Source organism: Vibrio methylphosphonaticus, assembly GCF_023634655.1.
GTDB lineage: Bacteria > Pseudomonadota > Gammaproteobacteria > Enterobacterales > Vibrionaceae > Vibrio > Vibrio methylphosphonaticus.
Genome location: NZ_JAMKMS010000001.1, coordinates 310,497 through 324,849, shown reverse-complemented (window position 1 = coordinate 324,849; position 14,353 = coordinate 310,497). Strand labels below are relative to the sequence as shown.

General features: G+C 44.9%; 10 protein-coding genes. 7 read left to right on the top strand and 3 right to left on the bottom strand.

The window, feature by feature from the left end:
• Positions 1–5 precede the first annotated feature (5 nt).
• The 7 genes from lpxC to M9196_RS01370 all read left to right on the top strand — a co-directional run bounded on the left by lpxC (position 6) and on the right by M9196_RS01370 (position 11,458).
• Positions 6–923 (top strand): UDP-3-O-acyl-N-acetylglucosamine deacetylase, encoded by a 918-nt coding sequence (gene lpxC / locus M9196_RS01400; RefSeq protein WP_250615744.1) that lies wholly within the window; start codon positions 6–8, stop codon positions 921–923.
• Between the two features lie 545 nt (positions 924–1,468).
• Positions 1,469–4,201 carry a preprotein translocase subunit SecA gene (secA, locus tag M9196_RS01395; protein WP_250615743.1) on the top strand — a complete coding sequence of 911 codons (2,733 nt, stop codon included), beginning with the start codon at positions 1,469–1,471 and terminating at the stop codon, positions 4,199–4,201.
• 59 nt (positions 4,202–4,260) lie between these two features.
• Positions 4,261–4,659, top strand: coding sequence for an 8-oxo-dGTP diphosphatase MutT (gene mutT, locus M9196_RS01390; protein ID WP_250615742.1), 399 nt, complete (start codon positions 4,261–4,263; stop codon positions 4,657–4,659).
• A 73-nt stretch (positions 4,660–4,732) separates the two neighbouring features.
• Complete coding sequence (gene dapB / locus M9196_RS01385; protein ID WP_250615741.1) at positions 4,733–5,542, top strand: 4-hydroxy-tetrahydrodipicolinate reductase; 810 nt, start codon at positions 4,733–4,735, stop codon at positions 5,540–5,542.
• Between the two features lie 550 nt (positions 5,543–6,092).
• Positions 6,093–7,232 carry a glutamine-hydrolyzing carbamoyl-phosphate synthase small subunit gene (carA, locus tag M9196_RS01380; RefSeq protein WP_250615740.1) on the top strand — a complete coding sequence of 380 codons (1,140 nt, stop codon included), beginning with the start codon at positions 6,093–6,095 and terminating at the stop codon, positions 7,230–7,232.
• 16 nt (positions 7,233–7,248) lie between these two features.
• Positions 7,249–10,479, top strand: coding sequence for a carbamoyl-phosphate synthase large subunit (gene carB, locus M9196_RS01375; protein WP_250615739.1), 3,231 nt, complete (start codon positions 7,249–7,251; stop codon positions 10,477–10,479).
• Between the two features lie 199 nt (positions 10,480–10,678).
• A complete protein-coding gene (locus M9196_RS01370) occupies positions 10,679–11,458 on the top strand; it encodes a TSUP family transporter (protein ID WP_250615738.1) in 780 nt (259 codons plus the stop codon).
• Here the strand turns inward: M9196_RS01370 and M9196_RS01365 are convergent.
• From M9196_RS01365 to modF, 3 genes are all read right to left on the bottom strand, one after another.
• Complete coding sequence (locus M9196_RS01365) at positions 11,388–12,254, bottom strand: LysR family transcriptional regulator (RefSeq protein ID WP_250615737.1); 867 nt, start codon at positions 12,252–12,254, stop codon at positions 11,388–11,390. The genes M9196_RS01370 and M9196_RS01365 overlap by 71 nt on opposite strands.
• A gap of 63 nt (positions 12,255–12,317) precedes the next feature.
• Positions 12,318–12,872 carry a flavodoxin family protein gene (locus M9196_RS01360; RefSeq protein ID WP_250615736.1) on the bottom strand — a complete coding sequence of 185 codons (555 nt, stop codon included), beginning with the start codon at positions 12,870–12,872 and terminating at the stop codon, positions 12,318–12,320.
• Positions 12,865–14,334: a molybdate ABC transporter ATP-binding protein ModF gene (modF, locus tag M9196_RS01355; RefSeq protein WP_250615735.1), complete on the bottom strand. Its 1,470-nt coding sequence runs from the start codon at positions 14,332–14,334 to the stop codon at positions 12,865–12,867. The genes M9196_RS01360 and modF overlap by 8 nt, the downstream gene beginning before the upstream one ends.
• Between the last annotated feature and the right edge of the window lie 19 nt (positions 14,335–14,353).

Genomic DNA, 14,353 nt, shown 5'->3' with positions numbered 1-14,353 from the left:
TGCAGATGATCAAACAACGTACGCTGAAAGAAATAGTGACTACAGTGGGGGTGGGCCTCCACTCAGGCCGTAAAGTAACACTAACTCTACGACCAGCTGCGGCTAACACTGGTGTTATTTACCGTCGTACAGACGTAAATCCACCCGTGGATTTCCCTGCAGACCCATTGTCAGTGCGTGATACAATGCTTTGTACTGCACTGGTGAACGACGAAGGTATTCGTATCTCTACGGTTGAGCACCTTAGTGCTGCTTTAGCAGGTATGGGTATTGATAACATTATTGTTGAAGTTGATGCGCCTGAGATCCCAATCATGGATGGCAGTGCAAGTCCGTTTGTTTACCTACTTCAACAAGCTGGTATCGAAGTGCAGAGTGCACCGAAGCGTTTTATCCGCATCAAAAAGCCAGTGCGCTTTGAAGATGAAGATAAATGGGCCGAACTTCGCCCCTACAACGGCTTCCGTATGGATTTTGAAATTGAGTTTAATCACCCCGCTATCGATTCAGATGAGCAGCGATTAAAGTTTGATTTCTCATCTCAAGGTTTTGTGAAAGAAATTTCACGCGCCCGTACTTTTGGCTTTATGCGTGATATTGAGTATCTTCAATCGCAAAACCTATGTCTAGGCGGCAGCTTTAACTGCGCTATCGTACTTGATGAGTATCGCATCTTGAACGAAGAAGGCCTTCGTTTTGAGAATGAATTTGTGACTCATAAAGTACTGGATGCAATTGGCGATCTATATATGGCAGGACATGCCATTGTTGGTGAGTTCTCTGCTTATAAGTCAGGTCACGGTCTCAACAACCAATTATTGCGCGCAGTTCTAGCGGACCAAGAAGCTTGGGAGTGGGCAACATTCGAAGAAGAGGTTGGTTCTCCGGTTGCTTTTGCTGACCCAGCGATGGTTTTAGCATAATAAGAATCTAAATGAAAAATCAGGCTTATGCCTGATTTTTTTGTTTGGGGCGTTCACTTCTTCCATTTATCTCTGCAAATGGCATCACCAAGCGCTTTTACCTGTCCATCACTAACAACGGCAAATCTTTGCCTCTATTAAACTCTTTTGTTGAAAAACTTTGAACGACATAGTTGCGCTTATATGGGCTTTATATGTGATCCGTGGGATAGCATTGCTGCATGCTTAGATTGCATTTTTAACAAGTTTCACCCGTATGTTCATGCGTTATTTCGGCAACAATTTTGTTTTTTAAACACTCAAAATGTAAAAACTTCCAAATACATCAAACAAATTGAGGTTAGTTTGCCTAGTTACTTGGTTGTTAGGCCAAAAATTCCTTACACTATGGCCATTAATTGGTAAGGCTGCCTTGAAATTTTTAAGTTTGAACTCAATATCAGCTTATATAGATTTTATCTCTGTTAGGTAAATAGACCCTAGTCGAGACGGAAGGCAATTTTAATAGGTCAGTATGATCTAATGGTAGAGAGAAAAAATTCACAATGATTACTAAGCTACTGACGAAGGTCATTGGTAGTCGCAATGATAGAACGTTGCGTCGACTAAAAAAAATTGTTAAACAGATTAACGACTTTGAACCTCAGTTTGAGTCACTATCGGATGAAGATTTAAAAGCGAAAACCATTGAGTTCCGTGAGAGATTGGATAAAGGTGAAGACCTAGACCGTATCTTGCCAGAAGCATTTGCAACGGTACGTGAAGCATCGAAGCGTGTATTCGGCATGCGCCACTTTGACGTGCAGCTCATCGGTGGAATGGTACTGAACTCAGGTCAAATCGCTGAAATGAGAACCGGTGAAGGTAAAACACTGACGGCAACACTTCCTGCTTACCTAAACGCTCTACCAGGCAAAGGCGTCCATATCGTTACCGTCAACGATTACCTTGCAAAACGTGATGCCGAAACAAACCGAGCTTTGTTTGAATTCCTTGGCATGACTGTTGGTGTCAATGTTCCTAATATGCACCCGCAAGAGAAAAAAGAAGCCTATCAAGCGGACATTTTGTACGGAACAAATAACGAATTTGGTTTTGATTATCTACGTGACAATATGGCGTTCCGTGAAGAAGACCGTGTACAGCGCGCTCGTTTCTTTGCAGTTGTCGATGAAGTGGATTCGATCTTGATTGATGAAGCGCGTACGCCGCTTATCATTTCAGGTCCAGCAGAAGATAGCTCAGAGCTTTATACTCGTATCAACACGTTAATCCCACACCTTCAGGTGCAAGAGCAGGAAGACTCAGAAGAGTACCGCGGCGACGGTCACTATACTGTTGATGAGAAATCAAAACAGGTACATTTAACCGAGACTGGTCAGGAGTTCGTTGAAGAACTACTGATTAAAAATGGCATGATGGAAGAAGGAGATACCTTGTATTCTCCAACTAACATTAGTTTGCTGCACCACGTGAATGCTGCTTTGCGTGCTCATGTGTTGTTTGAAGTTAACGTCGACTACATCGTTACAGAAGAAGGTGAGGTCGTTATCGTCGATGAGCACACTGGCCGTACTATGCCAGGTCGTCGTTGGTCAGAAGGTCTTCACCAAGCAGTGGAAGCCAAAGAAGGCGTTAAGATTCAGAATGAAAACCAAACGCTAGCTTCGATCACGTTCCAAAACTTCTTCCGTTTGTATGACAAACTGTCTGGCATGACAGGTACCGCTGATACAGAAGCATTTGAATTCCAGTCTATCTATGGATTGGAAACCGTGGTTATCCCAACCAATAAGCCAATGGTTCGTGATGACATGCCAGATGTGGTTTATCGTACTGAAGTAGAAAAATTCAATGCTATCATTGAAGATATCAAAGTGCGCGCGGCAAATGGTCAACCGATCCTTGTCGGTACGGTGTCGATTGAAAAATCGGAACTGCTTTCTAATGCGTTGAAAGAAGCAAATGTAAAACACAACGTACTGAACGCGAAATTCCATGAAAAAGAAGCCGAGATTGTAGCTGAAGCGGGGACGCCAGGCGCGGTAACTATCGCAACTAACATGGCGGGTCGTGGTACGGATATCGTGCTAGGTGGTAGCTGGCAGGCGCAAGTTGAAGCGCTAGGCAATGCAACGCAAGAACAAATTGATGCGATCAGAGCAGACTGGCGAGTGGTGCACGATAAAGTGCTGGAGTCAGGTGGCTTGCACATTATTGGTACTGAGCGTCACGAATCACGTCGTATTGATAACCAATTACGTGGTCGTTCTGGTCGTCAGGGCGATGCTGGTTCTTCGCGTTTCTATCTATCAATGGAAGATCAGCTACTGCGCATCTTCACTTCTGATCGTATGGCTGGATTAATTCAAAGCGGTATGGATGAAGGCGAAGCAATTGAAAGTAAGATGCTGTCTCGCTCTATAGAAAAAGCGCAACGTAAAGTTGAGGGTCGTAACTTCGACATTCGTAAGCAACTACTCGAATTTGATGATGTTGCCAACGATCAACGTAAGGTTGTTTATGAGCTGCGTGACGAGCTTATGACCGCAGAAGATATTCGTGACATGCTTGAGCATAACCGTGCAGATGTATTTGCGTCGGTCATTGATGAATATATTGCCCCGCAGTCTCTGGAAGATATGTGGGACGTGAAAGGTCTTCAAGAGCGCCTGAAAAACGATTTCGACTTAGATCTTCCTCTTACTACATGGCTAGAAGAAGATGACAAGCTGTATGAAGAAGCTCTTCGAGAGAAGATTCTAGAAACAGCCGTTACCGTTTATAACCAAAAAGAAGAAACCGTTGGAGCTTCTGTACTGCGCAATTTCGAAAAATCAGTCATGCTGCAAACGCTCGATACATTGTGGAAAGAGCACTTGGCTGCCATGGATCATTTACGTCAAGGTATCCACTTACGTGGCTATGCGCAAAAGAATCCGAAGCAAGAATATAAGCGCGAATCATTCGAGTTGTTTGAACAGTTACTCGAATCCTTGAAGCTGGATGTGGTTACCATTTTGTCTAAAGTTCGAGTTCAGCAGCAAGAAGAAGTTGAACGAATGGAAGCACAGCGTCAAGCGCAAGCTGAAGAGGCAGCACGTCGTGCTCAACCTCAACATGCTACTGCTGAAAACCAACTTGCCGATCACAGTGAAGAAGCGGGCGATGATGCTCATCAGCCTGTTGTTCGTGAAGAGCGTAAAGTTGGCCGTAATGAACCTTGTCCTTGTGGGTCAGGTAAAAAGTACAAGCAATGTCATGGTAAAATTGATTAACTAATGATGTGATTAAAAAGAGCCGCTTTCGCGGCTCTTTTTTTTAAGGAAAATTGACAATGAAACGGGTACATATTGTCGCTGCTATTATATTTAATGACGACAAATCAAAGATCTACATTACTAAGCGTCCTGACAAAGCGCATCAAGGTGGGCTTTGGGAATTTCCAGGGGGTAAAGTTGAAGCGAATGAGACGGCAGAAGATGCGTTAACGCGTGAGTTATATGAAGAGATAGATATAGAAGTGACGGCTCTTACGTTATTTGAGCATTTACTTCATGATTATACCGATAAATCTTTGGCGTTCGATTTTTTTGAAGTGACCGCTTTTGAGCGCCAGCCTTACGGTAAGGAAGGGCAGCAAGGTGTTTGGGTCAATATTGCTGATCTTGCCGATTATGCTTTCCCAGAAGCAAACGTACCAATATTAAATAAAGTCATCGAAAAATACCGCTAACCTGACTTAGCCTATAGCGGCTAGAAATACTTTACGTTACATTGGTAGCAAATAATCAACGGAGAATGACGCAATGGTTAGAATTGCGATTGCAGGAGCAGCGGGCCGAATGGGTCGCAACTTAGTAAAAGCAACGTTTCATAATGAATCGGCGACAGTGGGGGCTGGTTCAGAAAGACCTGAATCATCGCTGGTTGGCGTTGATGTCGGTGAGTTGTGCGGTGAAGGGCGCTTTGATGTCGCGTTAGTCGATGATTTAGTGAAGTCTATCGATCAGTTTGATGTCATTATCGACTTTACTGCGCCGAAAAGTACTTTGGCAAATCTTGCGTTGTGCCAGCAGCATGGAAAAAAAATGATTATCGGTACGACTGGGTTCTCAGATGAAGAGAAACTGCAAATCGATGAAGCTGCGAAAGTGGTGCCTTTAGTGATGGCACCAAACTATAGCGTAGGGGTAAACCTCGTTTTTAAGTTGCTTGAAAAGGCGGCGAAAGTGATGGGTGACTACTGTGATGTAGAGATAGTAGAAGCGCACCACCGCCACAAAGTCGATGCCCCTTCTGGTACGGCTATTGGTATGGGCGAAGCGATTGCCGGCGCGATGGGCAACGAATTAAATGATGTTGCTGTTTATGCGCGTGAAGGGATCACCGGCGAGCGTAGCCGAGATGAAATTGGCTTTGCTACAATTCGAGCGGGTGACATTATTGGTGAGCATACTGCAATGTTTGCTGATATCGGTGAGCGAGTTGAGATCACGCATAAGGCGACCGATAGGATGACCTTTGCTAATGGTGCTGTGAGAGCGGCGGTTTGGTTAGATGATAAACCTGCCGGGTTTTATACCATGACCGAAGTTTTAGGATTAGACCAAATTTAAATGAAAAAGCACTTCATAATGAAGTGCTTTTTTTTTGTTTCAAAAAGACGGTGTTCGAGTGAGCTAAGCTACATAGTTATGCTTAAATCCAAGCTTAGTACTACGTGCAGGTATGTTGAACGACAAAAAAGAGCAATGAGTGAATTTTAGCCGTAATTAATGATTTTTAATGGTAATAATGACCGTCTTATTGAGTTTGTCTTGTTTTTGCGTTGTTTTTGTAAGTTAACCTTGCTTGGCTAACGTTTGCTTTCCTATATGTGAAGTAATGAGAACCTAGCTAGGGAAATGCGGTCCGTTAAATAAATGCAATTCGCTAACCGATTGAATTTTGTTCTTTAAATGTGTTTTTTTGAGGCTTTAGCTTAAAAACGTACTCAGATGCAATAAAAGTTAGCTTATTTTTTATCTTGTTGTTGACACTCGTCACAGTGCTAATTAGAATACCGCCAATTTGTCTGTACTACCTCATGGTGCTTTTTAGCCGTATGTAGGGTGTCAGCATTGATATTTTATTTATATTTTTTGCATCTTTATTCTGGAGGTTATCTTGAGTAAACCAGCACTGTTAGTCCTAGAAGATGGGACTGTGTTCCACGGTATTTCCATTGGAGCAGACGGGTTGTCCGTTGGTGAAGTTGTTTTTAATACCTCGATGACGGGGTACCAAGAAATCCTCACTGATCCTTCCTATTCTCAGCAAATCGTTACTCTTACTTACCCTCACATTGGCAATACCGGAACCAATTCCGAAGATGAAGAATCTTCTTCAATCCACGCTCAAGGCCTTGTGATTCGCGATCTTCCTCTTATCGCTTCTAACTTCCGTAATGAACAATCTCTTTCTGATTATCTTAAATCGCAAAATATCGTTGGTATTGCAGACATTGATACCCGTAAGTTGACGCGTATCCTACGTGAAAAGGGCGCTCAAAACGGTTGTGTTGTTGCGGGTCACAATATTGATGAAGCTCTTGCGCTAGCGAAAGCAAAAGAATTCCCTGGCCTGAAAGGTATGGACCTTGCGAAAGAAGTTACAACAAAAGAAGCGTATCAATGGAAACAAGGTTCGTGGACGCTTACGGGTGGACTTCCTGAAGCGAAAGCAGACTCAGAATTGCCATACCACGTTGTTGCTTATGACTTCGGTGCAAAACGAAACATCCTACGAATGCTTGTTGACCGCGGCTGCCGCCTAACGGTTGTTCCTGCTGAGACTTCTGCAGAAGAAGTGCTCGCTCTGAACCCAGACGGTGTTTTTCTTTCAAATGGCCCTGGTGACCCAGAACCATGTACTTACGCAATTGAAGCGACAAAAGTGTTCCTAGAAAAAGGCTTACCAATCTTTGGTATCTGTCTAGGTCACCAGATTCTTGCTCTTGCGTCAGGCGCTAAGACAGTGAAGATGAAGTTTGGTCACCACGGTGCAAACCACCCGGTTAAAGATTTAGATCGTGATGTTGTGATGATTACTTCGCAAAACCACGGCTTTGCTGCTGACGAAGAAACCCTTCCAGAGACACTACGTGCAACGCACAAATCACTATTTGATGGTTCTCTACAAGGTATTCACCGTACAGACAAACCAGCATTTAGCTTCCAAGGTCACCCTGAAGCGAGCCCAGGTCCAGAAGACGCAGCGCCGTTATTCGACCACTTTATTGAACTAATCAAACAGCACACAGCGTAATTCGGAGTAGTAGACAATGCCAAAACGTACTGACATTAAAAGTATTCTTATTCTAGGTGCTGGCCCGATCGTTATCGGCCAAGCATGTGAGTTCGATTACTCTGGTGCTCAAGCTTGTAAAGCGCTTCGCGAAGAAGGTTACCGAGTTATTCTCGTAAACTCGAACCCAGCGACAATCATGACCGACCCAGATATGGCCGATGCAACTTACATCGAGCCTATCCAATGGGAAGTTGTGCGTAACATCATCGCTAAAGAGAAGCCTGATGCAGTTCTACCTACTATGGGTGGCCAAACTGCATTGAACTGTGCTCTAGACCTAGAAAAGCACGGCGTTCTTGAAGAGTTCGGTGTTGAAATGATTGGTGCAACGGCTGACGCTATCGATAAAGCAGAAGACCGTTCACGCTTCGATAAAGCAATGAAAGCCATTGGCCTTGAGTGTCCAACTGCTGATACCGCGAAAACGATGGAAGAAGCTTACAAAGTTCAAGAGTTGGTTGGCTTCCCTTGTATCATTCGTCCATCGTTCACGATGGGTGGTACTGGTGGCGGTATCGCTTACAACAAAGAAGAATTTGAAGAAATCTGTCGTCGTGGTTTGGACTTATCTCCAACAAACGAACTTCTAATCGATGAATCACTTATCGGTTGGAAAGAGTACGAGATGGAAGTGGTTCGTGACAAAAACGACAACTGCATCATCGTATGTGCGATTGAAAACTTCGACCCAATGGGTATTCACACGGGTGACTCAATCACCGTGGCTCCAGCACAAACGCTGACAGACAAAGAATACCAACTAATGCGTAACGCATCTCTAGCAGTACTGCGCGAGATTGGCGTTGAAACAGGTGGTTCAAACGTACAGTTTGGTATCAACCCGAAAGATGGCCGTATGGTTATCATCGAGATGAACCCACGTGTATCTCGCTCTTCAGCACTAGCTTCTAAAGCAACGGGTTTCCCAATCGCTAAGATTGCAGCGAAACTGGCTGTTGGCTTCACGCTAGACGAGCTAATGAATGACATCACTGGCGGCGCAACGCCAGCATCATTCGAGCCAACAATCGACTACGTAGTCACTAAGATTCCTCGTTTTAACTTCGAGAAATTTGCAGGTGCTAACGACCGTCTAACGACGCAAATGAAGTCTGTTGGTGAAGTGATGGCTATCGGCCGTAACCAACAAGAATCTCTACAAAAAGCACTTCGCGGCCTAGAAGTTGGCGCGACTGGTTTTGACGAAATGGTAGACCTAGACGCACCAGATGCTCTAACGACTATCCGTCACGAACTTAAAGAAGCGGGCGCAGAGCGTATTTGGTACATCGCTGACGCATTCCGTGCTGGTATGTCGGTAGATGGTGTATTCAACCTAACGCAAATCGACCGTTGGTTCCTAGTTCAAATCGAAGACATCGTTAAGCTAGAGCAAGAACTTAAAGCGAAAGGCTTTGCTGGTCTGAACAAAGACGAGCTAAACAAGCTTAAGCGTAAAGGTTTTGCTGATGCGCGCCTGTCTAAGATTCTAGGTGTAGCAGAAAGCGAAATCCGTCGTCTACGTGACCAATACGATATCCACCCGGTATACAAGCGTGTAGATACGTGTGCGGCTGAATTCTCTTCAGATACGGCTTACATGTACTCATCTTACGATGACGAGTGTGAAGCAAACCCAACAGACAAAGAAAAAATCATGATTCTAGGCGGCGGTCCAAACCGTATCGGCCAAGGTATTGAATTTGACTACTGTTGTGTACATGCATCACTAGCGCTACGTGAAGATGGCTTTGAGACTATCATGGTTAACTGTAACCCTGAGACAGTTTCTACAGACTACGATACGTCTGACCGTCTGTACTTCGAACCAGTCACTCTGGAAGACGTACTAGCAATCGCTCGTGTTGAGAAGCCAAAAGGCGTTATCGTTCAGTACGGTGGTCAAACGCCACTTAAACTGGCTCGTGCTCTTGAAGCAGCAGGCGTACCAATCATCGGTACTAGCCCAGATGCAATCGACCGTGCAGAAGACCGTGAGCGTTTCCAAGTTGCTGTAGACCGTCTAGGCCTACTTCAGCCAGAAAACGCAACAGTAACAACAATGGAGCAAGCGGTAGAGAAATCTCGCGAAATCGGCTTCCCACTGGTTGTACGTCCTTCTTACGTACTTGGTGGTCGTGCGATGGAAATCGTATACGACGAGCAAGACCTACGTCGCTACTTCAACGAAGCAGTAAGCGTATCAAACGAATCTCCAGTGCTACTTGATAGCTTCCTAGATGACGCTATTGAAGTAGACGTAGATGCGATTTGTGACGGTGAGCGCGTGGTCATCGGCGGTATCATGGAGCACATCGAGCAAGCGGGTGTTCACTCAGGTGACTCAGCATGTTCTCTTCCTGCATACACGTTAAGCCAAGAAATCCAAGACGTAATGCGCGAGCAAGTTGAAAAGCTAGCGTTCGAGTTGGGTGTTCGTGGTCTAATGAACACACAGTTTGCTGTTAAGAACAATGAAGTGTACCTAATCGAGGTTAACCCTCGTGCAGCACGTACGGTTCCATTCGTATCTAAAGCAACTGGCGCGCCAATCGCTAAGATTGCCGCTCGTGTAATGGCGGGTCAATCTCTAGAGTCTCAAGGCTTTACGAAAGAAATCATCCCACCTTACTACTCAGTGAAAGAAGTGGTACTTCCATTCAACAAGTTCCCTGGTGTTGACCCACTGTTAGGTCCAGAAATGCGCTCTACTGGTGAAGTTATGGGTGTTGGTGCGACGTTCGCAGAAGCATACTCTAAAGCTGAATTGGGTTGTGGCAACATCTACCCAGAAGGCGGTCGTGCACTTCTTTCTGTTCGCGAAGGCGACAAAGAGCGTGTTGTTGACCTAGCTTCTAAGTTGACTAAGCTTGGTTACCAGTTGGATGCGACTCATGGTACGGCAGTCATTCTAGGCGAAGCGGGTATCAACCCACGCCTAGTGAACAAAGTGCACGAAGGTCGTCCTCACATTCTTGACCGTATCAAGAACAATGAGTACACCTACATTGTGAACACCGCCGCTGGTCGTCAAGCGATTGAAGATTCGAAAGTTCTTCGTCGCGGCGCTTTGGCTGAGAAAGTGAACTACACGACTACGCTAAATGCAGCGTTTGCAACGTGTATGGCTCACACTGCGGATGCAAAGACATCAGTGACGTCAGTTCAAGAACTGCACGCACAGGTTAACGCTGCGAAAGCGTAATGTCGTAAAATCAGCCTAGGTTGAATTCTGCTTCCTTGAAATCCCGCTCTCGAGCGGGATTTTTTTTGTCGCTATATTAGTGAAAAATGACACGCCATACTCTTTCCTATCTGGAATAGGTTGTTGTCCATTGTTTCGCTTTTATTCGTGACTCGAACACGTACAATTTTGTTTAATTTGATACTGGTGAGTGGAATTCATGGACGTTACTTTCGACATATTGATGATGTTATTTTTTGTCGCTGGTTTAGCCGGTTTTATCGATGCTATGGCAGGAGGCGGCGGATTATTAACCTTGCCAGCACTCTTATCTGTTGGGGTTCCCCCGACCCAAGCGCTGGCTACTAATAAGCTGCAAAGCTCATTTGGGAGCTTTTCTGCAACGTGGTATTTCGTTCGAAACGGTATTGTTGATATTAAAGAGATGCGCCTAGCGATTGCGTGTACTTTTGTTGGCTCAGCTGTCGGTGCAGAATTGGTTCAGCATATTGATGCTGGTATATTGACGAGTTTAATACCGGTCTTGCTCCTGGGTATTTCTTTATACTTTTTACTTGCTCCTCAGGCGGGAGAGGGGGGAGGGAAACCAAAGCTGTCTGAAACCATGTTCGCTTTCTCTGTCGGGACAGGAGTGGGATTTTATGATGGTTTTTTTGGTCCCGGAACTGGCTCTATTTTTACTATCTGTTTTGTCGCGATTGCGCAGCTTTCTATTGTACACGCCACGGCGCGCACTAAGGTTCTAAATTTCACATCAAATATTGCCGCATTATTGTTCTTTATTTTAGCGGGTCTTCCCGTGTGGGAGATTGGTCTGGTAATGGCGATGGGAGGCTTCATTGGCGCCAGAATGGGAGCCAAGATGGTGGTGACAAAGGGCAAGAAGTTCATTCGCCCATTGGTGGTTATCATGTCAATGGTGATGGCGATAAAACTACTCTTGGAACAGCATCCTCAATGGTTTCAATCACTGTTTTAGCTCGACTGTTTTTTAATACTGTTGGTCGGTAAATGATGTGTATAGGCCGAGTTAGCGCGGACAAAAAAGCAAAGTCAAAACACAGTGAATCATCAATATGCAATGTCTTAATAATGGACATCGGTACCAGAGCAGGTCCAGCCCCTTTTATCGCCAGCTGGGCGGCGGCCGTGTACGAGTCCATTTGCATGCAAGGAACAATTTGGGATTGCTGCAGTAAGGCGGCTTGGTATGTGTTGGCGGGGTTAGTGAGATCGTTGGTGATGAGAGTTTTTGGTGCACGATTTAACGGTTTGTGACTGACAATTTTAAAAGGCTCATCAAATAAATGTGTCGCGTGTAGCCCTAATTGAGCACTTAGGTGCCCCGCACAGAAACCAATCATGGCATCACCGGAACGAACATGCTCAACAATTCTTGGAGTGTGATTAGTGGTGATGGTGAGGTATGGATCTTGAGCCAATAATGGGCTAATAAACTCACTAAGATAGCCAGCTACGAGCGTTTCAGAACAGTCAAGGCGGATCAGGGTTTGGTCGCTATGTTGCTGCTCTTCTGATATCAATCCTTTCAGTTCATTAACGCTGGCACCAATGCGCTCAATGAGAACTAACGCATCTGGTGTGAGCTTAATCTGTCGACCATCCGGTTCGATGAGTTTTTTCCCCAGACGCTTTTCTAAGTTAGCAATGCGCTTACTCACCGCAGACTGCCCGATGTAAAGGCGACTGCCGGTGCGACTCATGGTTTTCTCTTGCGATAAGACTAAGAGTGTTTCAATACCTTCAAGTAGCATAGCTATTAATGAAATTTGGGAATAGATAATGACTAGGTTATCACGATTTTAGTGATTATGGTGTTATAGACAGCGAGCGAGTCGTTGCCTAAAGTAGTACGCCGTGGCTAGGTCATTGTCATTGACTAAATTGGAATCGCTTAGGGTGCTGGCAACAAGTCCAATAGAGGAGCCAGTTCTATTGAGTTTAAGTTGGTCGTTGTGCTGTGAAGTGTCTAAACCCGCCCAAAGCATGGCATGTTGGCAGGCTAAAGTGAAAAAACTAAGCAAGGTTTGCTGTTGTTCTCCATTGAGGCTTCCTCCAACGGTGAAGCCTGCTGCTAACTTATTTCGCCATGCCAGGTCGACGTAATCATTGCTACTGGCATCCATAAATGCTTTAAATTGCGCTGCGGCAGACCCCATATAAGTGGGGCTACCAAACACAATGGCATCCTGCTGCTGCAGGACGTTAAAGATGTCCTTACGGATATAGCGACCTTCGACAATGTCGCTAGATAGAATCTCAATCTGAGTAGTGGTCACTCCGGCAGCAGTGGATCCCGAGGATATTCTTTCTGCCAGCATTCTCGTTGCGCCAGTGTGAGAAAAATACACGATGGCCATTCTCTTACTCATTAGTGACCTTAGCCTTGTTGGTGATTTTTATTTGATAGCTATCTTCTTGAAGGTTAGGAATAAAATCAACAAAGTTCTGGATACTGTCTAGCGTATCTTCGGTGTAATGCGAGACGTATAACAGTTGGCTCAGGTTCTCTTTGGCAATCATGTTGAGCGCGTTCATGACCAGTTTTCGACCCAGGTAATCCAGCCCTTGGTACGGCTCATCCAGAATGAGAATAGTCGGTTGTTTTATAATGGCGCGCGCAATTAACAGTAGCCGTTGTTGGCTGTATTCAAGCGTCCTAAATGAAGATTGGGCAAGGTGTGCCATGTGCAGCAAGGTTAGCCATTCTTTTGCGGTATCAATTTGTTTTTTTGTTGGTTTATCGTAGAGCCCAATCGAGTCAAAAAAGCCCGATAGCAATACATCAAGGGCGTTGCAGCTGACTCGATATTGCAAATGCAGTGAGGATGAAACCATCCCAGTGTGTTGTTTGATGTCCCACACGGTTTCGCCACTACCACGTTTCATGCCATAAATTTGAATATCGTTACTGTAACACTGTGGATGGTCCCCAAAAATTAGACCCAGTAAGGTACTTTTTCCACAACCATTAGGACCTCGAACTTGCCAGTGTTCGCCATGATTGATCTGCCAGTTAACGTTGGAGAATATCTTTTGGTCAACGTATTCGACACAGCCGTTGGTAATTTGAATGAGCGGGTCGCTAAATGCCGATGTATGCTGGTGCTTACGGATTAATTCCATCCATTGTTCACTCTGAATCGCTGATTGCGACAGTAATTGGGCAATAACAGGGTGGCTAGTCCATTGCTGATAGCTGAGCTCCTCTTTTAACGTACCGTTTTCAAATAAAGCAATATGATTGACCCAAGCTGGAATTTCATCTTCTCTTGAGGTAATGAGAATAAGTTGGACATGAGCAGATAGGCTGTAAAGATAGTCTGCGAGTATTTTTCTGTGGGAATGATCAAGACCCACAAAAGGCTCATCAAGCACAAGTACTTGTGGTGAAGAAGAGAGCGCACGAGCTAACATCACGCGGCGAGTTTCACCGGTTGAAAGCTGTTTGAAGCCACGTTCTTTTAAGTGTAATAAGTCTAATTCTTGCAGTAGTTGTTCGATAATCACAGGGTTATCGCAATGTTCAGAAATAAGTTGCATCACACTGCGCCCGTGATCGATTCTGTCTAAGAAGTCGGTGTCATCGTTGGCATGTTCTAATTCGAGTAATCGTTGTTGTTCGGCAAGCGAGACTTGAGCAATGTGGCAGTTGTTGGTGTCGACCCAACCTGTGTCAGATTCGATTTCCTGACAGAGTAGATCACCAATTACGGATCCAACATTGCCTTGGGTTTCGAAGACACCCCAGTGCTCTTTATGCTTAAGTTGCCAAAAGGGAATACATAGCTGTTGAGAGTGATTGAATTGAACTTGATTGAACGTGATCGCCATGAGATCTCCTTATCCCGAA

Bases quoted from the DNA above. Each gene is read 5' to 3' on its own strand.
- lpxC (WP_250615744.1), top strand. From the start codon at position 6: ATGATCAAACAACGTACGCTGAAAGAAATAGTGACTACAGTGGGGGTG.
- secA (WP_250615743.1), top strand. From the start codon at position 1,469: ATGATTACTAAGCTACTGACGAAGGTCATTGGTAGTCGCAATGATAGA.
- mutT (WP_250615742.1), top strand. From the start codon at position 4,261: ATGAAACGGGTACATATTGTCGCTGCTATTATATTTAATGACGACAAA.
- dapB (WP_250615741.1), top strand. From the start codon at position 4,733: ATGGTTAGAATTGCGATTGCAGGAGCAGCGGGCCGAATGGGTCGCAAC.
- carB (WP_250615739.1), top strand. From the start codon at position 7,249: ATGCCAAAACGTACTGACATTAAAAGTATTCTTATTCTAGGTGCTGGC.
- M9196_RS01370 (WP_250615738.1), top strand. From the start codon at position 10,679: ATGGACGTTACTTTCGACATATTGATGATGTTATTTTTTGTCGCTGGT.
- M9196_RS01365 (WP_250615737.1), bottom strand. From the start codon at position 12,254: ATGCTACTTGAAGGTATTGAAACACTCTTAGTCTTATCGCAAGAGAAA.
- M9196_RS01360 (WP_250615736.1), bottom strand. From the start codon at position 12,872: ATGAGTAAGAGAATGGCCATCGTGTATTTTTCTCACACTGGCGCAACG.
- modF (WP_250615735.1), bottom strand. From the start codon at position 14,334: ATGGCGATCACGTTCAATCAAGTTCAATTCAATCACTCTCAACAGCTA.